General features: G+C 42.9%; 23 protein-coding genes and 2 tRNA genes. 15 read left to right on the top strand and 10 right to left on the bottom strand.

Annotated features, from left to right (window positions below):
• Positions 1-20: 20 nt before the first annotated feature.
• Together BSR11_RS05825 and BSR11_RS05830 are read left to right on the top strand one after the other, a co-directional pair.
• The gene (locus BSR11_RS05825; protein WP_072669515.1) at positions 21-1,544 is read left to right on the top strand and encodes an ABC transporter substrate-binding protein; all 1,524 of its coding nucleotides are present in this window, start codon (positions 21-23) and stop codon (positions 1,542-1,544) included.
• Between the two features lie 50 nt (positions 1,545-1,594).
• Positions 1,595-3,346, top strand: a complete 1,752-nt coding sequence (locus tag BSR11_RS05830) for an ABC transporter permease subunit (RefSeq protein WP_240004046.1) — start codon at positions 1,595-1,597, stop codon at positions 3,344-3,346.
• Positions 3,347-3,465: 119 nt separating this feature from the next.
• Here the strand turns inward: BSR11_RS05830 and BSR11_RS05835 are convergent, their stop codons facing one another.
• The 3 genes from BSR11_RS05835 to BSR11_RS05845 all read right to left on the bottom strand — a co-directional run bounded on the left by BSR11_RS05835 (position 3,466) and on the right by BSR11_RS05845 (position 5,080).
• Entirely contained in the window at positions 3,466-4,680 is a 1,215-nt protein-coding gene (locus tag BSR11_RS05835) for an MFS transporter (protein ID WP_072669516.1), read from the bottom strand.
• Positions 4,681-4,906: 226 nt separating this feature from the next.
• Positions 4,907-4,983, bottom strand: a tRNA-Val gene (locus BSR11_RS05840).
• Between the two features lie 20 nt (positions 4,984-5,003).
• A tRNA-Val gene (locus BSR11_RS05845) sits at positions 5,004-5,080 on the bottom strand.
• Positions 5,081-5,415: 335 nt separating this feature from the next.
• Here BSR11_RS05845 and BSR11_RS05850 point away from each other — a divergent pair.
• A complete protein-coding gene (locus BSR11_RS05850) occupies positions 5,416-6,477 on the top strand; it encodes a GGDEF domain-containing protein (RefSeq protein WP_072669517.1) in 1,062 nt (353 codons plus the stop codon).
• Here the strand turns inward: BSR11_RS05850 and BSR11_RS05855 are convergent.
• A complete protein-coding gene (locus tag BSR11_RS05855) occupies positions 6,469-7,164 on the bottom strand; it encodes a DUF2726 domain-containing protein (RefSeq protein ID WP_072669518.1) in 696 nt (231 codons plus the stop codon). The two genes, BSR11_RS05850 and BSR11_RS05855, sit on opposite strands and share 9 nt — an antisense overlap.
• Positions 7,165-7,218: 54 nt before the next feature.
• Entirely contained in the window at positions 7,219-8,190 is a 972-nt protein-coding gene (locus tag BSR11_RS05860) for a chemotaxis protein (protein ID WP_072670044.1), read from the bottom strand.
• A gap of 468 nt (positions 8,191-8,658) precedes the next feature.
• Here BSR11_RS05860 and BSR11_RS05865 point away from each other — a divergent pair, with 468 nt between their 5' ends.
• From BSR11_RS05865 to pilW, 7 genes are all read left to right on the top strand, one after another.
• Positions 8,659-8,892, top strand: coding sequence for a hypothetical protein (locus BSR11_RS05865; RefSeq protein WP_040904267.1), 234 nt, complete (start codon positions 8,659-8,661; stop codon positions 8,890-8,892).
• 120 nt (positions 8,893-9,012) lie between these two features.
• Positions 9,013-10,404 carry a TolC family protein gene (locus BSR11_RS05870; RefSeq protein WP_072669519.1) on the top strand — a complete coding sequence of 464 codons (1,392 nt, stop codon included), beginning with the start codon at positions 9,013-9,015 and terminating at the stop codon, positions 10,402-10,404.
• Complete coding sequence (locus BSR11_RS05875) at positions 10,401-11,375, top strand: HlyD family secretion protein (protein ID WP_072669520.1); 975 nt, start codon at positions 10,401-10,403, stop codon at positions 11,373-11,375. The genes BSR11_RS05870 and BSR11_RS05875 overlap by 4 nt, the downstream gene beginning before the upstream one ends.
• 4 nt (positions 11,376-11,379) lie before the next feature.
• Positions 11,380-12,543 carry an ABC transporter permease gene (locus BSR11_RS05880; protein WP_072670045.1) on the top strand — a complete coding sequence of 388 codons (1,164 nt, stop codon included), beginning with the start codon at positions 11,380-11,382 and terminating at the stop codon, positions 12,541-12,543.
• On the top strand, positions 12,530-13,678 hold the full coding sequence (locus tag BSR11_RS05885; protein WP_072669521.1) for an ABC transporter permease: 1,149 nt from the start codon (positions 12,530-12,532) through the stop codon (positions 13,676-13,678). Before BSR11_RS05880 ends, BSR11_RS05885 begins: the two co-directional genes overlap by 14 nt.
• A 301-nt stretch (positions 13,679-13,979) precedes the next feature.
• Positions 13,980-14,921: a homoserine O-acetyltransferase MetA gene (gene metA / locus BSR11_RS05890; protein ID WP_072669522.1), complete on the top strand. Its 942-nt coding sequence runs from the start codon at positions 13,980-13,982 to the stop codon at positions 14,919-14,921.
• A gap of 262 nt (positions 14,922-15,183) precedes the next feature.
• Entirely contained in the window at positions 15,184-15,906 is a 723-nt protein-coding gene (gene pilW, locus BSR11_RS05895; protein ID WP_072669523.1) for a type IV pilus biogenesis/stability protein PilW, read from the top strand.
• Here the strand turns inward: pilW and BSR11_RS05900 are convergent, their stop codons facing one another.
• Positions 15,907-16,131, bottom strand: coding sequence for a hypothetical protein (locus tag BSR11_RS05900; RefSeq protein ID WP_072669524.1), 225 nt, complete (start codon positions 16,129-16,131; stop codon positions 15,907-15,909).
• A 125-nt stretch (positions 16,132-16,256) separates the two neighbouring features.
• A complete protein-coding gene (locus tag BSR11_RS05905) occupies positions 16,257-16,763 on the bottom strand; it encodes a M48 metallopeptidase family protein (protein WP_072669525.1) in 507 nt (168 codons plus the stop codon).
• A gap of 145 nt (positions 16,764-16,908) precedes the next feature.
• On the opposite strand from BSR11_RS05905, the gene BSR11_RS05910 reads away from it, so the two are divergent.
• On the top strand, positions 16,909-17,142 hold the full coding sequence (locus BSR11_RS05910; RefSeq protein ID WP_072669526.1) for a glutaredoxin family protein: 234 nt from the start codon (positions 16,909-16,911) through the stop codon (positions 17,140-17,142).
• 10 nt (positions 17,143-17,152) lie between these two features.
• On the opposite strand, the gene BSR11_RS05915 is transcribed toward BSR11_RS05910, so the two are convergent.
• Positions 17,153-18,022: a LysR family transcriptional regulator gene (locus BSR11_RS05915; RefSeq protein ID WP_072669527.1), complete on the bottom strand. Its 870-nt coding sequence runs from the start codon at positions 18,020-18,022 to the stop codon at positions 17,153-17,155.
• Between the two features lie 115 nt (positions 18,023-18,137).
• Here BSR11_RS05915 and BSR11_RS05920 point away from each other — a divergent pair, with 115 nt between their 5' ends.
• From BSR11_RS05920 to BSR11_RS05935, 4 genes are all read left to right on the top strand, one after another.
• A complete protein-coding gene (locus tag BSR11_RS05920) occupies positions 18,138-19,334 on the top strand; it encodes an MFS transporter (RefSeq protein ID WP_072669528.1) in 1,197 nt (398 codons plus the stop codon).
• Positions 19,335-19,548: 214 nt separating this feature from the next.
• Positions 19,549-20,109, top strand: a complete 561-nt coding sequence (locus BSR11_RS05925; RefSeq protein WP_072669529.1) for a DUF1415 domain-containing protein — start codon at positions 19,549-19,551, stop codon at positions 20,107-20,109.
• Positions 20,110-20,225: 116 nt separating this feature from the next.
• A complete protein-coding gene (locus BSR11_RS05930; RefSeq protein WP_004395137.1) occupies positions 20,226-20,576 on the top strand; it encodes a DUF2750 domain-containing protein in 351 nt (116 codons plus the stop codon).
• 231 nt (positions 20,577-20,807) lie between these two features.
• Complete coding sequence (locus tag BSR11_RS05935; RefSeq protein WP_072669530.1) at positions 20,808-21,386, top strand: nucleoside triphosphate pyrophosphohydrolase family protein; 579 nt, start codon at positions 20,808-20,810, stop codon at positions 21,384-21,386.
• Positions 21,387-21,487: 101 nt separating this feature from the next.
• Here BSR11_RS05935 and BSR11_RS05940 read toward each other — a convergent pair whose 3' ends face one another.
• The gene (locus BSR11_RS05940; protein WP_072669531.1) at positions 21,488-24,562 is read right to left on the bottom strand and encodes an efflux RND transporter permease subunit; all 3,075 of its coding nucleotides are present in this window, start codon (positions 24,560-24,562) and stop codon (positions 21,488-21,490) included.
• 8 nt (positions 24,563-24,570) lie between these two features.
• Complete coding sequence (locus tag BSR11_RS05945; protein ID WP_072669532.1) at positions 24,571-25,689, bottom strand: efflux RND transporter periplasmic adaptor subunit; 1,119 nt, start codon at positions 25,687-25,689, stop codon at positions 24,571-24,573.
• Positions 25,690-25,697 lie beyond the last annotated feature (8 nt).

The raw sequence follows: 25,697 nt of genomic DNA on the forward strand, positions 1-25,697 counted from the left end.
ATGTAAGGATTCACAACGCGATGCTACAGGTAAAAATTGGATTAATATTTGGCCTTGCTGCCCCTTTGTTTTTATTAACTGGCTGTTTTGACTCAGATAACAAGACGGCCCCCTTCGCTGAAAATGATAATCATCGAATTAGAATTGCTATGTTATTACCGCCACGCTCAGGTTTAACGCCGTTAAGTGATGATGCATTCAAATTATCTCGATGGAGTACGGCCGAAACACTACTTAATTTAAACGATGAAGGGCACCTCACTCCTGCATTAGCAACTGAGTGGCAAAGACTTAGTCCAACGACTTGGCAATTTCAGTTACGTTCTGAAGTGATTTTTCATGATGGTACGCCCTTTAATGCCAAGGCTGTTGTCAATGCTATCAATACCGCAGCAACAGCGAAACCTAAGCCACGTATTTTGGATGGCGTTGATCTGACTATTGAGGCTGACGGTGAATACTCGGTAATTGTACATACTGCAACGCCAGACCCACTGCTACCGCAACGTTTAACAAGTCCACAGTTATCGATTTTGTCACACAATGCTTATGCTGATAATGGCGTAATTAATCCTATTAATGCAGGAACGGGGGCGTTTGTATTGGCTACGGTTAATGGAACGAGTAGTGCTCAGCTGAATCGTTTTGAACATTATTGGGGCGAACCTGCCAAAGCAGCGGGGATTGACGTCAGTTTTGTTCCCGATGGCCTCGCCCGAGCTGCCGCACTGCGTACACATTCTGTCGATATCGTCGAAGCCGTGCCGGTATCTCAAGCTCCTTTATTAGACCCAAGCCTAGTTCATGAAGTGCCGATGCCACGAACCAACACCTTGTATCTTAATACTCGTCAAGGAGTTATGGTCGATCCTACGATGAGAGCGGCCGTTCGTGAAGCGATTAATCGAGAACAAATCGTTAATACTGTCTATGAAAAACGTGCTGATGTAGCTCAAGGTCTACTTGGTCCAGCTATCCCTTGGGCAGCGAAATTACGCCAACCCATTGAGCATCCAATATCAGCACGTCACCCTAATGGTGCCACCATTACTTTAGCCACATTTACCGATCGCACAGAGCTTCCAGAAGTCGCGGTATATTTAGCTCAACAGTTGACGCAAGCAGGGTTTACGGTCAAGCAAGTGGTACGTGAATACTCTCAAATTGAAGCTGATGCTTTAGCGGGAAAATTTGACGCCTTTATTCTCTCTCGGGCAACCGTGCTCGATTCTGGCGACCCCGTGGCTTATATGTACAGTGATTTCAGTTGTAAGGGGTCGTTTAATATTGCCCAGCTCTGCCAGTCAGACATTGACAAAGCGTTGGAAAAAGCTTCTCAATTACCAGCAGGTTTAGAAAGACAACAAGCTATTATGGACGCTGAAGCACTGATTTTAGCTAGTGATGCGGCTATTCCTATGCTGCATGAACGAGTTATTCAAGGAGAATCTACTCGTGTTCGCCATGCCGAACGTGATCCTCGTGAGCGTACTTTAATTAGCAATCAAACTTACCTGGCCACAAGTATTGAAATATCCCAATAATGGCCTCGCTATCTATGATAATAACACCACGATTCACGAGAAAAATAGGCATGCCTTGGCAAGTATCACGCATTAATATTCCGACGTTGGTGACGCTCTGCTCGCGCATTTTTACCATGGCGGGCGTTGTCGTTATCATTGCTTTGTTGCCTTGGCTATCAGGGCAAGATCCCGCTTTAGCTTTACTGAGAGCACGTTCAGCTGAGCAAGATCCAAGTGAGGAAACCTTAAACGCTATCCGTGAATCTCTAGGATTAGACCAAGGTCCTTTACCATTAATGTTGCACTGGTTAACGAATCTGCTACGCGGCGATGCGGGAATATCATGGGTTACTGGCAAGCCAATTCTTAATGATATCTTGAACGCAGCAAGCGTATCATTACAGTTAATGACGCTTGCTCTTGGGGTGGCGTTTTTTATCGCATTCTGTCTAGTTCTGCCAACACTGCGTCGAGGGTTAAAAGGTCAAGCCTATCGAAGCAATGGCATCCTTGCTGTTGGATTAACCGCACTACCGGAGTTTCTACTCGCATCGTTACTGCTCTTAATTGGTGCGGTATGGCTGCGCTGGTTACCACCGTTCGGTTGGTATGGTTTTAGTTATACTATTTTGCCTGCGTTAGCATTAGGTATTCCTGCGGGGGGGTATTTAGGTCGTTTATTTTCTGATGCGATCGCGCAAGTTTTTACTGAAGCTTGGGTCGCAACTTGGAGCGTGGCTGGCATTCGCCGTATCCATATTATTTTAGCGGTATGTAAACGAGCTTTAACAACCGTCCTACCAATGATTGGTTTAGTCATCGTGTCATTGACAGGAGGGGCGATTGCGGTCGAAAAAGTGTTTGCTATACCGGGCTTGGGAAGAACAACTCTCGAAGCTGCAATCGCAAAAGACTTACCCACTCTGCAACTGGGTATTTTATTCATTCTTCTACTGGCGTTTATAGTTGGCGTGGTTGTAAACATCATCAAGGCTTTGCTGTTAGGTCGAGCTCTGACACAAGGTGCAATGCCGCTACCTAAAGAATCAGATATCACGATGAGTAAAAACACACGGCGAGTTCCTATACTATGCATCATGATATTGGCTGGTGTGATGTTATTTGGCTTGGGGCGAGATCCTTATACCATCGAATTTATGCGACTCGAATCGCCTTCATTGTTATTACCCTTTGGAGCCGATGCTATGGGACGAGATCTACTAGCTCGAGTTGCTCATGGAAGCCTTTATACTTGCTTATTGGCGATTGGCGTTGCCATCTGTTGTCTTATGATTGGTTTGCTTATTGGTCAATTCCCTCGATTAATGACCGGTCCGATCGAAGTCGCTAACGCACTCCCTCCGGTAGTGAGTGGCTTGTTAATCGCAGCAATCTATGGCCCTGGCTTATATGGCGCAGCCCTCTCTGTTATTCTTATTAGTTGGGCACCTATCGCCGCTCATGCGGCAGCATTGACAACCGAAGTTCGAGCCAGACCTTATATCCAAATGTTACCACTTATGGGTGTTGGGGTGATTCATCGCCACCTATTTTATATATGGCCAGCCGTTATTAAACCATTATTACGTCATGCTATGTTACGTGTACCAGGCATTGCTCTTGCTCTCGCCTCTCTTGGTTTTTTAGGCTTAGGAGCCATGCCTCCCAGTCCTGAATGGGGGCGGATTCTTGCAGAAGGAATGCCCTATATTGAACGCAGCTATTGGGTCGTCCTTGCCCCATCAGTGGCATTAATAACGTTATCCGTGTTTGCGGTCAGTTCAGTGAATGCTATTGGATCGAGAAAGCTCCTTAAATAAAGCAGGGGGGAGCTCAAAAACTCTCAGTAGTTTTGCAGTACTCAACGTTCATCGGGCTAAGTTTTGATACCCGACGAACGTTGAGCGGTTAAACAAGCATTGAATTTTACCTTACGGTTTTAAAACGCTGCACGTGACGTTTGCCGATGCAGCCATACACCAGAGAAAACACCTAATAAGGCTAATGTTATCCAAATCCAGTTGGTTGAAAAATTCAAACCTAGCAACCAACCTGCGAGACTATTGCCAATAAACGCAAAAATACCGCCAATACAAGCTTGTAAACCGTAATAGCTAGCCAATTTCGTTGAAGAGGCAAAATTAGGCACGTAAGCGCTCAGTAACGGAAAAACCATCATTGAGCCAAAACTAAGTAATGCGGCACATAAAACAAACGGCAATGCAGGCCAAAGCGGAAAAGATAGAGTCAGGATTAAGAATGCCCCTCCCATCAGTGACATTCCCCATCCCATCCCTTTTGCTGTGCCTAATGAGCGATCTATCCAACGGCTTATTATCATTTGTAGTGTCACCCCCATCAGTGACGAAACCATAAATACCCAAGTAATAATGCTAGGGTCATTAGTTTCTACGCGCGCATGATAAGGTATTGCCATATACAGTTGATGAAATAATACCTGATAAATTGAAGCGGCCATCACAAAGGCCATAAAAGGTTTATTGTGTAACATCTCTAGCCAGTCTCGCCAAAATGGCTGTTGAGCTGAGCGGTTTATTTGATGTTTTTGATCCGGTAGAAAAAACCATTGCAACAACAGTAAGAGGACAAAAATACCAGCAGATAACACGCCAACCAACGTAAAACTAACGCTTAATAACATCAAACCAAGCAAAGGCCCTAATAACATGCCGGCTTCACTAGCAAGGTTTTGTAATGCAAAGACTCGATTTCGTTGTTGATTTTCAGGATATTCCGCAGCCAGAAACGCTTGACTACTCGGTGTAAACAGTGCACCAGCAAATCCAGTGGCGAAAGCCCCAACGATAATCCACGGTAATTCAACACTCAGTGCAAGCATTAAAAATCCGACAATACGCACCATACATCCAAACAAAATCATTGGTTTATAGCCAAACCAATCACCGAGAGTCCCTCCAACTAAAAAGAGCCCCTGTTGACTAAGAACCCGTAAACCTATAACCAGCCCAATATAGGCGCTACTTAAACCTAAACCTTGTAAATGGTCAGCTAAATAAGGCATCAACATATAGAAACCTAAGTTAAAACTTAGGCTATTCGCGACCAAAACTTTTCCTGCCGAGGAAAGAAGCTGCCAATCATTAAGAAGAGCAACCGGTGGGCGTTTTATCATTGGATTAAACTCGTTTGTTGATTGAGAAGAAGAAACTGAATGAGAAAATTGTAATATTATAACAATAATCAATCATTAAACGCTATTGAATACTAATGATAGGCATTAACAGATATTGCTAGATCACTGACGGCATTGAAAACGGTAAAAAGTAAGGGGAAACAAGAAAGGAAACTTAGGGATAGATACAACAAAGCCCGCTAAACAGCGGGCTTTGTCTAAAATTTGGTGGGTCTAGGCAGACTCGAACTGCCGACCCCTACCATGTCAAGGTAGTACTCTAACCAACTGAGCTATAGACCCAAATTCTTATCTGTTCACATTGGTGCGTCCGAGTGGACTCGAACCACCGACCCCCGCCATGTCAAGGCGATACTCTAACCAGCTGAGCTACGGACGCATCACTTGAGAACGGGGTGGATATTAGCGATTGATTTTGCTCAGTGCAAGCGTATTTTTACTATTTTTAAATCAACTGACGCTTAGGTGATCAACTTGATGTTTTTTTGCCCTAAAATGAGCGTTGCTATAACATTTATTGTTGAGTTCTCTTTCACACTCAATGAGTCATAAGCAGGAAAAGTGATAAACCTAATGACATCAAAAATCCAAAAGACGAGTAATTAGAACTAGCTCTTCTTTTTGTGATTTAGATTCAAAAATAACGTTGATTGGTGAAAACAAATGAGTACTATAACGGCTATTGGAATGAATATGCAATTGAGTCGGTAGAACATGGATGCAAAACTGTTTAATAACTCGCAAACATTAAGAGCATCCGTGCTTCGTGGGCTCAGCTTATTTTTGTGTTTTATTGCTCTGTGCATGGCGATCTTCAACATTGTCTACCATCAAACACTAGGACTAGCGAGTATTGAAGTCCTGTTCGCTGGCTACTCTTTTTATATCCATCAATGTGCTAAGCAGAATAACTACTCTGAACGCTATGCTCAGTTCTACGTGTGCTTACTCTTAACAATCATTATCTTGGCCACTTATTTACAACCGATTAGCCATGGAACGTATATATGGGGATTATTTGCTCCGGTAGTGCTTTACGTCTTTCTAGGTTTAAAACTGGGAGGAGCGGTGACAGGGATCATTTTAGTGCTCATCAGCTGTCTGCTATTTATTCAACTCCCCTACACATCGAATCCTAACGCCATACCTATACTGATTAATTTTAGTTTTTGCTATAGCGGCCTTTGGTTTATTGCTCATATTTATGAATCTAATCGCCATAAAATTGAATTTACGCTGACTCATTTAGCCACTCGAGACCCATTAACTGGATCTCATAATCGACTGTCTCTGCACTCTGCCTTTGACTATTTTGAACAAAATAAGAGCGCAAATACCTCGCTTTGTTTATTGATTATTGATTTAGATTACTTCAAACAAATCAACGATCAGTTTGGCCATGATACTGGCGATAAAGTACTAGTAGAAACTTGTCGATTATTTGCTCAACATGTTGGGGAGAAAAACTTATTTCGAATTGGTGGAGAAGAGTTTTGTATTACTCTCTTTGATCATTCATTGTTACAGGCAGAGCAAATCGGCGAAAGGCTACGCAATCTTGTTGCTAATTACTCATTTTCTCAACAACAAGCTATCCAGTTAACGCTCAGTGTCGGTATTTGTGAGTATCGCAACGGAGATAACTTGAATGATTTAATTAAATTAGCGGATATGGAATTATACAAAGCGAAAAAGAATGGTCGTAATCAGGTCTGCATTTGTCAATCATCAGCAGAGCAAGAGTACATCGAACTCCCACAGGTAGATTCAATTTAGCCGTTTAATCTCAGAAATTGGCATCTCATTTTCTTCACTTTCAAAAACAACATTATAGTTCTCAGTATAAGTACAATGAGGTAAACGACTACAAGTAAAAAAGCGTCTCCCCTTAAACTCACCTTGACTAGCCGTTTTGATGACCATTGGGCTGCCACAACGTTTGCAGAAACGAACCTCTTTATCCGGCTCAATCAGATCAATATGTGCAGCAAGCAGTCGGCGTAACTTACCGACTTGATAACTGTATTTAATATTGGCACCAATTAATGGAATATTGGCTGACTGACACACCTGCAATAGCAGCTTTTGCCGTTCTATTTTCCCTTTATTCAGCGGTTTTCCATCATCAAGCTCAATGATAACTCTTGGTTCTAATGTTCTGGCATCACAAACCACAAAACTAAAAGAATGTTTAGCGATCCGACTATGAGCAATAAACCACTGCTTTTTATTTTTCAATGACTTGGGTGAGACAACATGATTAACGCCGACTTTAGCAAGCACAATACCATGCTCACCGACAGCGGTAGTTAATGCATTAAAGAAGGTACTTTCTGCGATATTCAGTAATGGCCCATTTTTTTTGTAAGTGTAATCTTTACTATCATCATTACGAATTAAATATTTTTGAATGAATAGAAAAAAACCGACTAAAAGAGCAACAATAATAAAGACGTTCGCCATAGTACCTATTCTTCATAACGCTAACAAAAAAGCTTATCGTTATATTGACTATTATTAAAAAATAAAGCTATCCATTAAACCAACCATCTTACCAATTTCAGGTTTAGTGATGGTATCGTTAGCACCCAAAGCAAGTGCTTTAGCTCGGTTATCATCACTCATCAATGATGAGAACATGATGATCGGTGTTTGATTATAAGCTTCATTCTCACGTAACCGTTTGACTAAATGCATCCCGTCCATACGTGGCATTTCTACATCGGTGACAATCGCATTAACTAACTCACTAACAGAGGTATTTTCTTCTTTAGCCACACGTTGAATCTCCATCAATTTTTCGTATGCTTCTCCTCCATCTTTACAAGCAATCACGTTATAGCCCGCTGAACTTAATGTTTCCTGAATCATGCTACGAATGAAGGCCGAATCATCAACCACCATAATCGTTTTCGCGTTACGCTTACTGACCATTTTCTGGTTCAAATCAATCGAGCGATCCATTTTAACATCGTACTTACCCATACTTAATTCTGGGTTAATGTCGGCAATGATCTTCTCAAAATCTAAAATCATGATCAGCTTTTTATCTTTACGTACTACTGCAACCACGCAATCTTGCTCACCAGCTTCTAAAAATTGACTCGGTGACTCAACATCATTCCATGAAATACGATGAATTCGACTAATACTGTCAATTAAAAATCCGTTGGTCATGCGGTTAAAATCAGTCACTATAACGTATTTATTCTTGATGTCGGGACGAGTGGGAACACCGAGCCAACCAGCAAGGTCGACCAAAGGGGTTAAAATTTCCCGAGAAGAAAATACGCCTATCATATGAGGCTGAGCATTGGGATAATCGGTGGTTTCAGGTACACGAATAACTTCTCGGACTTTAGCCACGTTAATTCCGTAATAACAAGTTTTCGTCTCGCCACTAGGCAATAGTTTTTCTAGATGGAATTCAATAATTTCCAGCTCATTAGTACCACTTTCTAATAAAATTGTATTATTTGGATTGCTCATAATCATTCACATCTTTTCGGCAAAGCGTTAAGTTCGTTCCTTTTTGTAGTATATACGCAAGTCGCTCAAAGAAAATGATAATGGCGTAGATTGTTTATTTAATTTGTTATCTATACCCAATTACTAAGAAAAAAGTGTCTATTTACCCCACCTCAGCCCTCTTGAAAAAGACCATTACCAGCAAGTCTATGAATATCGGTGAATAGTTGTAAAAAAAGCGCCAGAGTGAGAATGATTAACCAGTTAAGATGGAAAAATCGCACCTCAATAGAAACTCTTTTGCATATCAATATGTGACATCGATCACCTATAATTTCGCTTATTTTTTACTCAATAGATACATTCTTCTATATACTGATAGGTGCAGTGAGGTGCTCAATGATCAGTCATTCCCTACTCACACAATTATTTTAAAAGACTAGGGAGCGATAAACTTATCTCATTTACATCGTCAGGAGGAAAGTCATTATGGAAAAAGATGCCTTAGGTATATGCCTTTCACGAGACATGCTAAGCGAGCATCTTCTGTCAACGTTCACTCATGTTCGGGCTTACGAACTGGCGGTAGAGAACGATGAACAAGTCCGCGTATTATTCGCTTTTCCACAAATGTCAGGCAAGGATGTGCTCACTACGATGCAAGGCACGAAAAAGTTGATTTGGCGAGCAGATTTCTTCTGTCCCCATTTCCCTCATCGATAAAACAAAGCTGGTTCGTTACTACGAATCAGCTTTGTCTCTTGTTACAACAAAATACTACTCTCTCGAAAAAAAACTCGCTACTATAGAGTAATCACTCTAAATCGAACTCTGAACGGTAACATGAAGCTAAAAACCATTACTTTGATGTTGTGCTCGTGGGCGGGTAGTGCTTCTGTCCACAGCATGCCTATTTCGTTTCAGCAAGCTTGGGATATTTTGCAGCAAAGCAATCACTCATTAGCCGCCGAACGGGCCAATGTCGAACACTACCAGCATTTGCAAAACGCAACGAGTCATCTTAATTATCCTTCTCTATCCGTTAGCGCAACTTATGCTAGAATTGCTGAACGAGATATCACGCTTCCTACACCTCATTTAGAATTACCACTACCGATCCCCAATACAATCGGTATAACTTTAGCCGATAAAAATGCTTATAGTTCATCCATTCGCGCTATCTGGCCTATCTTTACTGGTGGACGAATCACCGCAGCACAAACAGCTGCAGAAGGACAAAAACAAGAGGCTGAAAGTCAATTTGCCATGGTAGTGCAAGCTCGTTATGAGGATTTAGCCAAATACTATTTTAGCGTGATACTTGCTCAAGAAGTATTACAAACACATATTGCTGTCGAACAGGGCCTAACCAAACATCGCGATAATGCATTAAAACTTGAACAACAAGGACAAATTGCCTTAGTTGAACGTTTACAGGCAGAAGCATCGTTAGATAAAGCCACTATTGAACGTAAAAAATCAGAAAAAACATTAGACATAGCTCAAAGTGCATTGACACAGATTCTGAACCAAACTCAGCCAGTCTCCCCCAGTGGTCAATTGTTTATTAATAAAAGTCTTCCCCCGTTAACTGCTTTTATTGAGCAAACATTAGCCACCTACCCAGGTTTAGATCTCTTGAGTGCTAAAGAGAAACAAGCTAATAGCCTTATTAAGGCTGAAAAAGGTAAATACTATCCCGACGTATATCTGTTTGGTCATTACAGTTTGTACGAAGATGATTCACTTCTCAGCCAACTCACACCCGATTGGATGGTCGGTGTTGGAGTAAGTATTCCGCTGATAGAGAACACTGGGCGCAGTCATCAAGTACGAGCCGCAAACAGTTTAGTCTCTCAAGTCCGTTCTTTACGTGCACAAGCAGAACAAGACTTAACAGTATTGGTTGAAAAAACCTACAAAGAAGCTGAACAAGCTTTAGAAGAAGCTCAAGGACTTAACTCGAGCTTACGGTTAGCTAAAGAAAACTTATCCTTACGTCAAAAAGCATTTAATCAAGGTTTGGCTACATCGCTTGACGTGGTCGATGCCGAACTCTATTTAGCCAGCATTAAAACTCAACAAGCCGTGGCTGGTTTTAACTATCTTATTTCTCTGAGTAAACTTTTAGCACTATCGAGTGAGATGCAAACCTTCTCTCATTATAAGCAAATGGCAGTTCCTTTAACTATGCTGCCAAATCACCTTGTCCATTCACAAAGGGAACCTTCATGAAAGCGGTTAAATCTTCTGTTATTGCAATCTCTGTCGTCGCCGCCGTCGCTTGGATAGGTTATAGCTTTTATCAAGCTTATCAGCCTCAACCCATTCGTCTCCAAGGGCAAATTGAGTCTCAACAATACAGTATCTCATCCAAAGTACCTGGACGTATTGATCAAGTTTTTGTTCGTAAAGGCGATCTCGTCAACAAGGGGCAGTTAATTTTCACCATTCATAGTCCAGAGATCGAAGCTAAGTTAGAGCAAGCGATGGCGGGACAAAGAGCAGCTGGCGCATTAGCTCAAGAAGCGGAAACCGGTTCACGTAGTCAACAAATACAAGCGGCAAGAGACCAATGGTTAACCGCAAAAGCTGCCGCTGATTTGGCTGAAAAAACGTATTTACGAGTGAATAATCTCTTCGAACAAGGCGTTGTTGCTGAGCAAAGACGAGACGAAGCAAATACTCAATGGCGCGCAGCCAGATACAGTGAAAATGCCGCTCTACAAATGTATGAAATGGCTAAAGAAGGGGCTCGTAAAGAGACCATACTCGCCGCCTCTGAAAATGAACGTATGGCCGCAGGAGCAGTGGCTGAAGTTGAAGCTTATGCTGCCGATACACGCATCGAAAGCTGGTTTGATGGTGAAGTGTCTCAGGTGTTAATGCAAGCCGGTGAACTCGCACCACAAGGCTTTCCGGTTGTTACGGTTGTTGATCGCGCCGACTCTTGGGCTGTATTTAATGTCCGAGAAGATCTGCTGCGCCATTTTCAACAAGGTTCAACCTTTAAAGCCTTCTTACCTGCGTTGAATCAATACGTTGAGTTTACCGTAACGCATATTGCGGTAATGGGCGATTTTGCTACTTGGCGCTCAACGGACTCATCACAAGGTTTTGATCTAAGAACCTTTGAAGTTGAAGCCCGCCCCACACAACCTATTGATGGGTTAAGAATGGGCATGAGTGTTGCTGTTGAGTTATAAGACGATGCCAAATCATCTACCTTCACAGTGGCAGTTATTACGTCACGATCATTGGCTACTCTCATGCCTAACCTGGGTGCCCATTGCGCTCGCGGCTCTATTATGGTGGATATTTTCCCAAGGTATCCTCCATAATTTACCGATAGGTGTTGTCGACTTATCACACAGTCAGTTATCGCGGCAAATGATTCGTCAACTGGATGCCACTTCAACCTTATCGGTAACCCACCATTACCAAAGTGCCTCAGAGGCGAAACAAGCATTAGTATCAAGTGATATTTATGCTTATGTGATTATCCCTGCACAATTTGATAAAAGCATTTATCGTGGAGAGCAGCCTCAAGTTAGCACTTTTTACAATAGCCAATACATTTTGATTGGACGCTTAATCAATTCAGCGGTTCTTCAAGCGCAAGGGACATTCAATGCTCAACTGGATGGTGCTCGAACCTTAGCGAAAGGAGAGCAAACGCTCCTCAGTGCGATGGGACAAGCAGTACCTGTGCGCACTCAAGTCACCCCACTGTTTAATAAAAACAATCACTATGCCCAGTTTTTAGTCTCTGCGGCAGTGCCTGCACTGTGGCAAATTTTTATCGTGGTCACGACAATTTTGATTTTGACTGCGAACTATCGTGAATACGGACTACAAAGTTGGTTAGCGGCTCAACCTTTACGAAACCTGAGTAAAACACTGGCCCCCTATTTTGTCATTTTCCTTCTACAAGGAGTTGGCTTTTTAATTTGGTTCTATCAAGTCATGCAATGGCCAATGCATGGTCGTTTTTCAATCATTATTCTGGCCCAGATAGCAACCATTTTAGCGTGTATGATTATGGGCGGTTTTTTCTATTTTTTAACCTTGGATCCGGCTCGGGCAATGAGCTTTGCGGGCGCGTTTACCGCACCGAGCTTTGCGTTTATGGGCGTCACTTTCCCTGCCTCTGATATGAGTAATGTCGCTCTTGCTTGGCGAAGTTTATTGCCCATCAGTCATTACATTGAAGTACAGATTAGTCAGGTCAATTATGGGTTAAACGCTCTACAATCACTCCATCATTTATCGCCAATGCTCGGTTATGGATTGCCTTTGATAATCACACTGGCACTTATCAATAAACATAAAAACAAAGAAACTGCGCTAAGGAGTAATCATGACTCTGTTTAATCTGCTTAAAGCTGAGTTAAAAGCGCTACTCACTAATCCTGTCGTGATGTTAACCATGATTGGAGGAGTGGTTTTTTATTCTTTCCTCTATCCATTACCGTATAGCCAGCAAACCCCTCGTGAATTACCCATTACTGTTGTCAATTTAGATAAAAGCCAGACTAGCTATCAACTTGAGCGAATGGTAGACGCTACCCCACAGATAAAAATCATCCAACGAAATCACTCTATTGAGGATGCCAAAACCGCTTTTTTAGCTGGCGAAGTAAGCGGTATTTTGGTGATTCCTGAACATTTTTATAAAGATTTGCTGCTCGGCAAAAGTCCAACGTTAGCGTACGCTGGAGACGCGGCTTACTTTCTGGTCTATGGCACAGTAGTTGAAGGATTAGTGCAAGCCGGAGGGACATTGTCGGCAAAAGCTAAAGTGGCGCGCTTAGTCGTCGATGGGGAACCTTTAGGTCTCGCAATGGAACACTGGTCTGCATTGCAGTCCAATATGAAGCCCACTTTTAATCCTAAAATGGGTTATATCGATTACGTTGTGCCCGGCGTATTTGTGCTGATATTACATCAAACACTGATTATGGCGGTGGGATTAATGGTCGGCACCCAAAAACAGGGCAAAGGCTACTGGCAGCGCGTCTCTCCATTTCGATTGATTGCAATAAGAACGCTACTGTTTGTCGCCTGTTATTACCTCCTCAGTATGTATTACTTTGGCGCTAGTTTTAGTCGTTTAGGTATCACGACCCTCGCGAATATGGGGCAATTGCTGACACTTTTATTGCCCTTTTTATTGAGTGCTTGTTTTCTCGGTATATGGCTTGGCGCACTCGTACCAAGGCGAGAGCTCGTTACCGTTGTTGTCTTAATCAGCTCGATGCCGTTAGTTTTTTCTTCTGGCTTTATTTGGCCACTAGAAGCGATTCCGCCGCCCATCACTTGGCTGGCTAGCCTATTTCCAAGTACGCCGGGAATACAAGGTTTTCTTGCTCTGAATCAAATGGGCGCTGAATGGTGGCAAATAGCGCCACAATGGACACTGCTTTGGTTACAAACCTTAGGCTGGGGTTGGCTAGCGTGGTGGCAATACCGTCGAACCGGCAAAGGAAAACTCGCTCATCATGACTAACTAATCTCTACTCAGGATAATGAAAATTCTACAAGCTTTCTTATCCTGAGCTAGCATTAAATCATAAGAGCAAAAGCATGACTCCGGTTGCTTGAACAGCGCACAAGCCTTTCTTTTATCGCCATCACTCCCCCTGCTACATACATCTGTTACCGCTATTAACACGATATCTTTCCTTTATCTTATCTCTTATCGAAGTTAAATAAATATCCATGATAGATACCACTTAGCTATCGACTTTTAAAGTTGCATAGGTTATAAGTCTAGAAGTATAGACGTCCATTAGCTTAGGGAGCAAGCCGTGCCAATTAAGATCCCCGATCAACTACCTGCAACCGATGTGCTACGCCAAGAAAACATCTTTGTTATGTCCGAATCTCGTGCATCAACGCAAGGTATTCGACCTCTTAAAGTATTAATTTTAAACTTAATGCCCAAAAAAATTGAAACCGAGACACAGTTCTTACGACTGTTGTCTAATTCCCCTTTGCAAGTCGATATTGAGTTATTACGCATCGATGACCGTCCGAGTAAAAATACACCGGAAGCTCACCTCAATGCTTTCTATCGTCAATTTGATAAAGTCAGTCAACGTAATTTTGATGGCCTTATCATTACTGGCGCGCCTCTCGGATTGGTTCAATTTGAAAATGTCGCTTATTGGGATCATCTACAGCGCGTCATGAGTTGGGCTAAACATCATGTCACTTCAACGCTATACATTTGTTGGGCTGCGCAAGCCGGGTTAAAACTGCTGTATAACCTTCCCAAACGCACCCGAGAAGAAAAACTCTCTGGGGTTTACCAACATGAGATTCATCAGCCTTTTCATCCTCTGCTAAGAGGATTCGATGACACCTTCCTCGCCCCACATTCTCGTTATGCCGATTTCGCCGCCGATTATCTAGAACAACATACGGATCTCGATCTGCTTGCAACATCAAGCATTGCGGGTGTTTATCTAGCGGCAACGAAAGATAAACGAAATGTATTTGTTACTGGCCATCCCGAGTATGATGCTGATACCCTACACCAAGAATATATTCGAGATCTTGCAGAAGGTTTGCAACCGCCAATACCGCTCAATTATTATCCTGATGATAATCCGGAACATTCACCGCGTGCGAGCTGGCGAAGTCATGGACACTTATTGTTTGCCAACTGGCTTAATTACTGTGTTTATCAACAAACGCCTTATGATCTTGAGCACTTTAGTGAAGATAAATTCACTAAAGACGATTAATACCACCTCTCCTCTTACCTTAGGCTAACTGAGTTTGCTAACTGACTCGCATCCTTGTCAGTTAGCCATTTTTCAAATACCCAATCATTCTATTATAGACGCCACAACAACTTGAATTTACAGCTGTATTTGGGCTTCACCAAGATTTCTAAATCGCTCTGGCTAATCCTATCGATGATGCGATGTCAGAAAATCACTGTAGTAACACGACTGAAAATTCAAGCAAAACAAACGTCACAGCGTTGCTGAATGGAGAAATGGCATGAAATGGGGATTCGTATTGGGCTTAGGGATCAGTGTCTTGTCGCTAAGTGGCTGCGTTACTATGACTGAACAGGGACAAGCAGAATTACGAAGTACTCCAATTGAAATGGCAGAATCAAGAATTGCGTTAGGCTTAGGTTATCTTGAACAAGGTAACCGAGTAAGGGCTAGGCAAAGCCTACAAAAAGCGCTCCAACATGCACCGCACTATTACCGTGCTCAGCTATCAATGGCGCATTACTTTGAAATAGTCGGAGAGACTAGCGCCGCTCAGCAGCTTTATCAAACGGCATTAAGAGAGCATCCCAGAAATGGGAACGTACTCAATAACTACGGTGCTTTTTTGTGTAAACAAGGAGAATACAGCCGAGCCGATCAGTACTTTATGCGTGCCGTTGAACAGCCTTATTATTATCTGATTCCCGCCAGTTATGAGAATGCGGGATTTTGCGCTTTAACCTCGGGTGATAAACAAAAAGCGTACTACTACTTCGAACGCTCGTTAGATCATGATCCCAATCGTGTTCGTTCAATCCTACAACTGGCTAAATTGGAAATAGATGATCGTCAGTTTATTCCGGCACGACTGCGTTTAATGAAGTTCCATCAACAGTATGGTTATCAAAAAACATCACTAGAGCTACTGATTGAACTAGAAAAACGCAGTGGTAATCCTGCGTTAGAAAACAAGTATCAGACATTGTTAGCAGATCTAGTCTGACTATTTTTTGATGTTGGTTGGACGACCGTCTCTACCGCCTTTACGATCGCGATAATTGACACGGCGCTGCTTTTTAACGGCTTTAGCACGCTCAATTTTTTTATATTCACGATAAGCGATACGGATAAACTTAACCAGTCCGGCTAAAAGTAGCAAACCAAAGACAGTCATAAAAGGCACGCAAAGCCACTCAGGTTGACATGGCATGTAGAAGTCGATGTCCATTTGTGGCCTCCTTAGATTTAGGCGCTATTTATACCTCTTACTGATTTATCGGCAGATAAGCCATATTCTTGACCCTCATGTCATTATACACGTAATTTACTCAAAATTTTTGCTTTCAGAATGACTTAACCTTGTTGAGATCTCAATTCTAGTACCATCATGTATAACCGAGCATCAAACTCTAACTGATGATAATTAGGTTCCATATGACAACACAGCTGATAAAAAGCTTTATTGTGGTCTTTTTCGCGTAAATGGGCTAATTCGTGCACCACGAGCATACGTAATAAAGCTTCTGGTGCTTGTTTAAAGACACTAGCAATACGAATCTCGTTTTTGGCTTTTATTTTGTTGCCATGTACCCGAGAAACATAACTGTGTAGACCGAGCGCATTATTAATGAGATGAATTTTACCATCGTATACCACTTTACTTAGCGGTGATGTCTTCTTCATATACTGATTTTTAATTGCCAGTGTGTAATTAAACAGCGCTTTTTCACTCTGTATAGCGTGCCGCTCAGGGTAACGCTGCTCAAACCAAGGGATCAACTTATCTTGCGTGATTAATTGTTGAATTTGTTCTATTAGCGAGGTGGGATAACCTTGAATATATTTTAATACCGGATGCATAAATTCACTCTGTCGCATCGATTTTCGACATGGCAGTGTAACTTAAATTGGTCAAGAAGTAATGCCGATTGCCAATGCTAGCTGGCTTGTGCATTGGCTCAGCCAGCGTTAGAATTCGCCCTTTTGCATCAAAGTGAGTCTAAAAATGAAACGTGTTGTCCTCTATGTCAAAGACAAATGTCCTCATTGTAAAGATGCCCAGCGTTATTTGGATACGAAAGGCATTCCGTACCGTTTGTGTAATGCGAAAATGGCGCGCGGCCGCAAAGAGTTAGATGCCCTCGGAGCAAGAAGTCTACCTGTACTCAAAATTGGCGATCAACTTTTAATCGGTTGGAACATCAGTAATTTTGAACGACTCTATACTAAAAAAGACTAAGCACGGCTGATTAAACGTATTGCTTTACAAATTCAATAAACGTTCTATCAGCATTCGATAGATAGCCCTCTTTACGCCATGCTAAAGCGAGATCAATGGAGACGGGAGGCGTGAAGGGGATTGCTCTGACTTCTGGTTCATTATCAGCAACCAACTTTAATAATGCGGTAATCGCATGCTCTTGTTTAACAATACTAAGAATCATCGGTAGTAAGTTAGTCTCAAAAGCAATCTTGGCATCATGTTGATGTGTTTTACACACCTTATCAATAAACTCTCGGTGGAAATAACCCGCTTTAAACATCACCAATTGATGGTCAAAAAATTGCTTAAAGTCGATCTGCGTTTGAGCGGCCAGTGGATGATGCTGCCCTACAACAGCAACCATCGGCGAAGAGAGTAACGGGTCAGTCTCTAAATCAGCAGGCACATCTTGATTTAAAATCACGCCAACATCGAGCTCTCCAGCTAATAACATTTTGCGTATCGATTGAGTTCCCGCATCAATGACCGTCATTTTTAAATTCGGGAACTGGGTTTTAAACGCCATTACTATCGGTGGAAAAAAATAGCTGCCCATCATACTTGGTGCACCTAAGCGCACTTCCCCTTTCACCAGTCCTTTGAGTTCATCCATCGCCAATTGTGCATTGTCGATTTGCTGCAAAATTCGCCGAGCATGGTCAACTAATACCGTACCTTCATGCGTTAAGCTTACCTTACGATCACCACGCTTAAATAAATTGACACCCAGCTGTTGCTCAAATTTTTTAATAGCAATACTTAATGCAGGCTGAGCGATATGCAGGTGCTGTGCGGCGTGGGTAAAGTTTTCATGTTCTACCACCGCAAGGAAATACCGTAATTGACGACTGTCCATTGACTATTAATTAAAGTTATTGCTTCGATATTTATAATATATTTTATTAATCCAGATAACGCTGCTAGTTTGATCACATTAAGCTTACTAACGACTTAACCTGACCAATAAACCTATGATTGAACAACACAGCCAAGCCTATCGTCGAGTCACTTTTGCTCTTGCCCTTGGATCTTTTTTGATCTTCTGTAACTTGTATCTTTTCCAACCTATGCTGCCTTATCTGGCTCAACACTTTGCGGTGTCAGAAACTCAAATTAACTGGCTATTTGCCGCCTCAACGTTAGCATTATCAGTAAGCTTAGTACCTTGGGCGATCAGTTCTGAAGTTTTTGGCCGCCGCGGAGTGATGCTAATCGGGCTATTCGCGATGCCATGGTTTGGTTTACTGAGCTTGTTAAGCGATCAATTATGGATCTTAATCATCAGCCGAGCCTTAATGGGAATTGCGTTAGCCGCTTTTGCATCTGTTGCTGTAGCTTATATGGTTGAGGAATTATCGCCACAAGCATTCAATAAAGCGATTGGGGGATATATTGCCGCCAATTCACTCGGTGGGATCAGTGGTCGTATTGCTGGCGGGTTGTTAACGGATGCTTTTGGCTGGCAATCGGCCGTCGTTGCGATGGCTATTTTTACTTTATTGGGTGCATTGATTGTTTATTTTTCTTTACCCGTACAACGCCATTTTACGCCACAACGTGGGCGTTTTTTACAACATAATCAAGCACTGCTCTCGCATCTAAGGCAACGTCACTTGTGGCTAGCCATGCTCATCGGTGGAACCAACTTTGCGTTATTCGTCAATCTCTATTCGGTAATGGGCTTTCGATTAGTCGCAGAACCATATGCACTACCCGTTGGCATTGCCTCATTAATCTTTCTCTGTTACCTCGCTGGAACCATCAGCTCACGACTAACTGGCCGCTGGGTATCTTATTATCATCCTGTTGCTGGAATGATTCTTGGTGCAATGGTCAGTATGGCCGGAATGTGGCTAGCCGCCGTCGAATCATTATGGTTCATGGTGTGTGGTTTACTTTTAATAAGTTTCGGTGCTTTTTTCACTCACACCTTAGCTTATGCCTGGGTCAGTCAAAAAGCGCTTCAAGCCAAAGCGACCGCGACTGCTTTGTACTTAGTGCATTATTACGTAGGAGGAAGCCTAGGAGGATTTTATCTGCTCTATTGTTGGCAACAGGGTGGCTGGGTAATGGTCACTCTCGGTGGTTCAGTATGTTATTTGATTTTGTTCTTACTTTGCTGGCAGCTATACCCAAAGCAAGAAAAAGTGGCCATCAATAGTAAGTAACCGATACAATCCTGTACTCATCGATGTCTGAGTCGTATTATGCTACTCAGACAATTATTCATCACTATACCCAAACGACTTGGAAAAATAGATAAGCAACCAGTGAATCAATTGCCATCAGCATCAAGCAACGATGTGATTGAAATAAGTGCTCTCGCCAACACCACTGTAATTTCAAGTCGTAGAGGTATACTAATCACTGTGCTTAATCATTATGTCAACACTTAGTCCCTCGAAGATTACCGAACATGTCAATCAATGGCTCAATGAAGTCGTGATTGGCTTAAACTTATGTCCGTTTGCTGCAAAACCTCAACGCAATCAGCAGATTAAAATTTTCGTTAGTCAAGCGAGCCGTGAAGAAGAACTACTACAAGACATCCTTGATCAATTGCTTGAACTGGATACGAAAGAAGCACAAGAGCTAGAAACAACCTTAGTGGTAGTCCCGAATATGTTAGATGATTTTATGGACTACAATTTTTTTATCGATTGGGTTGAAGCCTTGATACGTCAGCAAGATTGGGAAGGCATTTTCCAAGTCGCGACTTTTCACCCCCAGTATTGCTTTGCTGGAACCTGTCCAGAAGATGATGAGAATTTAACTAATCGCTCACCCTACCCTATTTTTCATTTAATTCGGGAGCAAAGCATGGAAAAAGTACTCAAACATTATCCAAACCCAGAAGCAATCCCTGAGATAAATATCCAACGCGTTAGTCAGCTCTCTGCCGAGGAACGTAAAGCGCTTTTCCCTTATTTGTTTAATCAATAAAAGCGAGTAAAAAAGCCGGATGACTCTTTGTTCGCAGTGGATATTATCGAAATCTTAATGGGATTTATGCCTTGAAAATGCTACCCTAGCAGCATCATTCTTAGTGAGAGAATAAAATGAGCAAATTAACCGCAGACATTCAAGCGAACCTAGATCTTTTCATCAAAGAGTCCCAAGAAAACAAATTAGTATGGGGACTACGTAATGAAGAAGGTTGGCTTTCTTGTGAATCGACTGAGTTTGAAGACAGTGAAGTGATGCCTTTTTGGTCTTCAAAAGAAGATGCTCAACTGCATAACGTTGAAGAGTGGTCTGATTTTGAAGTGCTTGAGATCCCTTTAGATATCTTTGTCGAAGATTGGTTAATCACTTTAGCTGAAGATGGTGTGCTAATTGGACCGAACTGGAATGCAACGCTAGACGGTAAAGAGATGGAATCATCGGAACTGGCTAAGCTGTATCTATAATCTCAGTGAATCACAGACAAGACGCAGAGCGCGTCTTGTCTGTCTCCTTAAGCGGTAAGAGCTCAGTAATCAATACCCCCTCTCCTGAACAATAATCCATTATTCTAGTTATAACGTTCTTTGAGAGAAGCAACGATCACCACGGTATTATTACTGTAAGTGGCCGATAAATGGCTGTCACTAAAGCCTTACCTGTAAACTCTTTTAACTATTTCAACCACGGACTAGACCATGCATTTATCTAAGCTGACTGACGATATCTATCAACACCTCTATCGTGATATTAGCGAATTTCGCCATACGTTTGATCTCCCTGTCGCGGATCCATCGAGCTTAGATAGCCAAGCCGATACCCTGCATACGTCGCTAATTATTGAAGAGCTGACGGAGCTAGCGGAAGCCGACAGTAAAACTGAGCAAGCTGATGCAATAGTTGATAGTGTCTATGTGTTAATGGGACGTCTGGTTCATTTAGGTCATAATCAGATTACCGACAATCTAACAATCAGTTATCTTATTGATTTACTACTAAATGTTGCCGTTAATCGTGGCATTGATTTTCTACCCTGCTGGGATGAAGTACATGCGTCAAATATGAGTAAAGTTTGTCGTAACGAGCAAGAGTTCGCCGATACTGAAGCGTTTTATGCCAAACAAAATATCTCGCTGACGGCGGTACAAAAAGGCGACTATATCATCGCCAAGTGTGCCCATGATGTAATGATGGAAGGCAAAACTATCCGTCAAGGTAAGGTGCTGAAATCGGTGTATTATCGTCCGGCGGACCTAGCCGCACTCACTCAATCCTAAAACAGCTTTAATCGCTCTGTCGTCTGGCTTACCTAAGATAAAAAATGGCCGTCTCGTTAAAGAGACGGCCATTTTATTACGCTTTATTAAGCACGAGCGTTTTATGCAGAAGCTTCTGACTCAACTTTCCCTTGATGTAAGTCTTTGGCTAACAGTAAATACATAGCCGGTACAACGAACAAAGTAAATAACGTACCAATTGACATACCACTGGCAATCACTAAGCCCATTGCATAACGAGAACCTGCACCGGCACCAGTCGCAATTAACAGCGGAATCATCGCCAATACGGTTGCCGCTGTCGTCATTAAAATAGGTCGTAGACGAATCGCGGTGGCTTCTTCAATCGCATCGCGCTTACTCTTACCATCCATTTGTAATTGGTTAGCAAATTCCACAATCAAGATACCGTGTTTAGCGATCAACCCGACCAGCGTCAACAAACCCACTTGGGTATAAATGTTGATACTCGTAAAGCCGAGGCTGGTGAAAATCAATGCACCACAGACACTCATCGGTACGGTAACCATGATAATGATCGCGTTCTTAAATGACTCAAACTGAGCGGCAAGGATCAAGAAAATCACAATCAAGGCAAAGAAGAACGTCACAACCAGTTGCTGCCCTTCACTCTTATATTGACGAGATTGTCCGGAATAATCGACGCTAAACCCAGCAGGCATCACTTCCGCCGCAATATTATCCAGTACGGCTAATGCTTCACCCAATGGAACACCCGGACGTGGCACACCAGAAATTTTCACCGCATTAAGTTGTTGGAATCCACGTAGTGCTTGTGGCTGAACAGATTCACTCAGTGTCACTAAGGCAGACAGTGGTACTAACTCCCCTTGTTTATTACGAGTGTAGTAGTTAGTCAACTGGTCTGGATTTAGACGCTCACTGCGCTCAACCTGTGGAATAACGCGATAAGAGCGGTTATCCAGTGAAAAGCGTCCGGTTTCAGCGCCCGATAATAAGCTGCCTAAGTCAGCGGCAATTTGCTGCATCGACACGCCCATAAGCGCCGCTTTTTCACGGTCCACTTCGACGGTTTGTCGAGGACGGTTAATTTTTAAATCGCTGTCAACAAAGATAAAACGTCCACTCGCCATCGCTCGGCCTAAAATCTCTTGTACCACCTCTTGCAGTGCTTCAAAAGGTTGAGTTGAGCCGATAATAAATTCAACTGGCGTGCCTCCACCTGGAGAGGGTAAGGACGGTGGCACTAAAGCAAAACTATTAAGCGCGGGTTGCTGAGCAAGAAAAGGCTGAATGTCTTTAGCCAGCACATCATGAGTGAGCCTATCACGACGTTCCCAAGGCGCTAACACGATCCCAGCAATGGCCGTGTTGGTTCCACCCAACCCATTAATGATGAAGACGTTCTCAATTTCTTCCACATCATCAACCAATCTATCGAGCTCTCGAGTACTTTGTGTCAATGCATCCAGTGTGTGATAACTGTCACTTTCCAAGATCGAGAACACAAAACCTTGGTCTTCTGGTGGCTCTAACTCTGAAGGGCTAGTGACAAATAAGAAGTAACAAGAAACCAGTACAATCGCACCAAAGGTTAACACGACACTCTTACTATCCAGTAAGCTGTGCAGAGTACGTTGGTACGAATGATGTAATCGGTCAAACTGCTTATCTAACCACTGCTCAAGCGATTTCTCTTTTTTGTTATCGCTGCTGTGTGGTTTAAGAATATAAGCACACATCACTGGCGATAACGTTAACGCAACAATACCCGATAGAATAACCGATGCTGCAAGAGTAAAGGCAAATTCAACGAATAATACGCCCGTCAAACCACCAACAAAACCGATCGGCAGAAAAACTGCAACCAAGGTCGTTGACATGGTAATGATTGGCCATGCAAGCTCACGAGCCCCTTGGATCGCCGCATCAATACGACTTTTGCCTTCTTCAATATGACGGTGAATGTTCTCGAGCATGATGATCGCATCATCGACCACAACACCGATCGCCAGTACCATCGCCAGTAGCGTCAGTAAGTTGATGGAGAAACCTAACAACCACATCAAGAAAAAAGTACCAATCAACGATACTGGAATCGCCACCGCTGGGATGATAACCGAGCGAAATGAACCTAAAAACGCATAAATAACGAAAACAACGATTGCCAACGCCAAAATAATCGACATTACCACTTCATCAATCGCATTTTCGATATATTCAGTCGAGTCATAAGCGATGTACGCAGAAAGTCCTTGAGGCAGCTGAGGGATAACATCTTGATCCCACACTTGACGAACATCCGCGATCACATCCAAGGCGTTAGCATCCGGAGAGACTTCGATACCAATAAAGGTTGCAGCTAAGCCATTAAAGCTCACCGAGCTCTCATAACTTTCTGCGCCTAATTCAACGTCTGCCACATCCGCTAAACGCACAACACTTTGACCATCACTACTGATCACCAGTTGTTTAAACGCTTCAACATCGCGTAAATCAGTCGCCGCCGTTAAATCAATCGCGACCATCTGCCCTTTAGTACGACCTAACGCCGCTAATACGTTGTTACTGCGTAACGCCGTCGCGACATCGCTCCCCGTTAAGCCATAGGCAGCCATTTTGACTGAATCTAACCAGACTCGCATTGCAAACGTACGCGCACCAAGAATTTCCGCACGTTGCACGCCAGGAATGGTCGATAACTGAGGCTCAACGACTCGAACTAGGTAATCGGTAATTTGGTTATCACCCAAGACTTCTGAGTAGAATGCCAAATACATCGCCGCGACACTTTCGCCGACTTTCAAGGTCACCACCGGCTCACGAGCATTTTCCGGTAACTCTGAGCGAACTTTGTTCACCTGAGCAGCAATTTGCGTCAACGCTTGGTTAGGATCGTAATCGAGGCGTAGATACGCTTCAATAGTACTGTTACCCGCAACCGAGGTAGAGACTAAATAATCAATCCCTTCTGCTGCGGCAATTTCCCGCTCTAATGGTGTAGTGATAAAACCTTGGATAAGATCCGCATCAGCTCCGACATAAGTGGTACTGACACTGATCACCGCATTTTGGATCTCAGGGAATTGGCGAACATTCATATCCATAATGGCTCGTAAACCAAGTAAGATAATGAATAGGCTCACCACCGATGCTAAGATCGGTTTTTTAATAAAAACATCAGTAAAACGCATGAATACTCCTACTGATTCACGGGTGATGGGTTCACTTCCGCACTCGGTTGAACTCGCGGATTGTCACTGATTATGATTTGTGACCCATTACGCAGCTTAAGCAAACCTGAAGTCACAATTCGATCACCAACCTCTAAGCCCTGCTCTACCGCAATCAGATCACCGCGGCGTTCACCCGTTTGCACAAAGCGTTGCTGTACGACCAGCTTGTCGTCTTGCTCTTCAATCACAAACACTGAATTACCATAAGGGTTAAACTGAATCGCGGTTTGCGGAATTAAGCTGACTGAACGAGGTTTACCCGTATCCAACTGTACGCGAGCAAACATCCCCGGACGCAATGCGAGATCTTGGTTATCCAGAGTGGCTTGCACTTCAATACTTCGGCTCGCTTCACGTACCGAAGGCGCTATCGCTGTAATTTTTCCGCTAAACACTCGACCAGCAACGGAATCAACATTGACCTGCACACTTTCTCCCAAGCGAATATTAGCCAGTTGCTGCTCTGGTAAAGTGAAGTTGAGATAAATTGGGGCAAATGATTGCAACGAGACAACGACACTACCCGGAGAAAGTAGCTGACCTAAGCTGACTTGACGCAACCCAGCAATACCATCAAAAGGCGCACGAATGGTCTTTTGCGCGATCCGAGCTCGTTGGCTTTCTACAGCGGCAGACGCTTGCTTTGCTTCACTTTCGCTACGACGCAGCTCTGACTCAGAGACATTCTTCTCGCGGAATAGGCGCTGATAACGCGTTAACTCAATATTGGCTAACTCTTCCACCGCTTGTAATCTTTTCAGCTCTGCTCTATCGACCGAATCATCCAAAGTGACAAGTAGTGTCCCTTTTTTGATATTGCTACCGTTAGCAAAATGGATACCGTTGATGATACCACTCGCTTCAGTGGTCAAATCGGTACTATTAACGGCAACAAAACTGCCTATTGCGCTGACAAAGGGCTGCCATTCATCGGTGGTGACTTCGCTGGCAGTAACGGTTACCGGTGGAATCGGCATGTTATCGAAAAATTGATTCATAAAATGGTTGCCGACCGCTTTGTAGGCAAAAATGCCACCAAAAATCAGCGTACTGACGATTAACATCAGGATCATGCGTTTTAACATGAAAACTC

The organism is Vibrio injensis (assembly GCF_001895205.1).
GTDB classification, from domain to species: Bacteria; Pseudomonadota; Gammaproteobacteria; order Enterobacterales; family Vibrionaceae; genus Vibrio; species Vibrio injensis.

What these genes read in the sequence shown, in the direction of transcription:
- BSR11_RS05825 (WP_072669515.1), top strand. Translation starts at nt 21, where the DNA reads ATGCTACAGGTAAAAATTGGATTAATATTTGGCCTTGCTGCCCCTTTG.
- BSR11_RS05830 (WP_240004046.1), top strand. Translation starts at nt 1,595, where the DNA reads ATGCCTTGGCAAGTATCACGCATTAATATTCCGACGTTGGTGACGCTC.
- BSR11_RS05835 (WP_072669516.1), bottom strand. Translation starts at nt 4,680, where the DNA reads ATGATAAAACGCCCACCGGTTGCTCTTCTTAATGATTGGCAGCTTCTT.
- BSR11_RS05850 (WP_072669517.1), top strand. Translation starts at nt 5,416, where the DNA reads ATGGATGCAAAACTGTTTAATAACTCGCAAACATTAAGAGCATCCGTG.
- BSR11_RS05855 (WP_072669518.1), bottom strand. Translation starts at nt 7,164, where the DNA reads ATGGCGAACGTCTTTATTATTGTTGCTCTTTTAGTCGGTTTTTTTCTA.
- BSR11_RS05860 (WP_072670044.1), bottom strand. Translation starts at nt 8,190, where the DNA reads ATGAGCAATCCAAATAATACAATTTTATTAGAAAGTGGTACTAATGAG.
- BSR11_RS05865 (WP_040904267.1), top strand. Translation starts at nt 8,659, where the DNA reads ATGGAAAAAGATGCCTTAGGTATATGCCTTTCACGAGACATGCTAAGC.
- BSR11_RS05870 (WP_072669519.1), top strand. Translation starts at nt 9,013, where the DNA reads ATGAAGCTAAAAACCATTACTTTGATGTTGTGCTCGTGGGCGGGTAGT.
- BSR11_RS05875 (WP_072669520.1), top strand. Translation starts at nt 10,401, where the DNA reads ATGAAAGCGGTTAAATCTTCTGTTATTGCAATCTCTGTCGTCGCCGCC.
- BSR11_RS05880 (WP_072670045.1), top strand. Translation starts at nt 11,380, where the DNA reads ATGCCAAATCATCTACCTTCACAGTGGCAGTTATTACGTCACGATCAT.
- BSR11_RS05885 (WP_072669521.1), top strand. Translation starts at nt 12,530, where the DNA reads ATGACTCTGTTTAATCTGCTTAAAGCTGAGTTAAAAGCGCTACTCACT.
- pilW (WP_072669523.1), top strand. Translation starts at nt 15,184, where the DNA reads ATGAAATGGGGATTCGTATTGGGCTTAGGGATCAGTGTCTTGTCGCTA.
- BSR11_RS05900 (WP_072669524.1), bottom strand. Translation starts at nt 16,131, where the DNA reads ATGGACATCGACTTCTACATGCCATGTCAACCTGAGTGGCTTTGCGTG.
- BSR11_RS05905 (WP_072669525.1), bottom strand. Translation starts at nt 16,763, where the DNA reads ATGCATCCGGTATTAAAATATATTCAAGGTTATCCCACCTCGCTAATA.
- BSR11_RS05910 (WP_072669526.1), top strand. Translation starts at nt 16,909, where the DNA reads ATGAAACGTGTTGTCCTCTATGTCAAAGACAAATGTCCTCATTGTAAA.
- BSR11_RS05915 (WP_072669527.1), bottom strand. Translation starts at nt 18,022, where the DNA reads ATGGACAGTCGTCAATTACGGTATTTCCTTGCGGTGGTAGAACATGAA.
- BSR11_RS05920 (WP_072669528.1), top strand. Translation starts at nt 18,138, where the DNA reads ATGATTGAACAACACAGCCAAGCCTATCGTCGAGTCACTTTTGCTCTT.
- BSR11_RS05925 (WP_072669529.1), top strand. Translation starts at nt 19,549, where the DNA reads ATGTCAACACTTAGTCCCTCGAAGATTACCGAACATGTCAATCAATGG.
- BSR11_RS05930 (WP_004395137.1), top strand. Translation starts at nt 20,226, where the DNA reads ATGAGCAAATTAACCGCAGACATTCAAGCGAACCTAGATCTTTTCATC.
- BSR11_RS05935 (WP_072669530.1), top strand. Translation starts at nt 20,808, where the DNA reads ATGCATTTATCTAAGCTGACTGACGATATCTATCAACACCTCTATCGT.
- BSR11_RS05940 (WP_072669531.1), bottom strand. Translation starts at nt 24,562, where the DNA reads ATGCGTTTTACTGATGTTTTTATTAAAAAACCGATCTTAGCATCGGTG.
- BSR11_RS05945 (WP_072669532.1), bottom strand. Translation starts at nt 25,689, where the DNA reads ATGTTAAAACGCATGATCCTGATGTTAATCGTCAGTACGCTGATTTTT.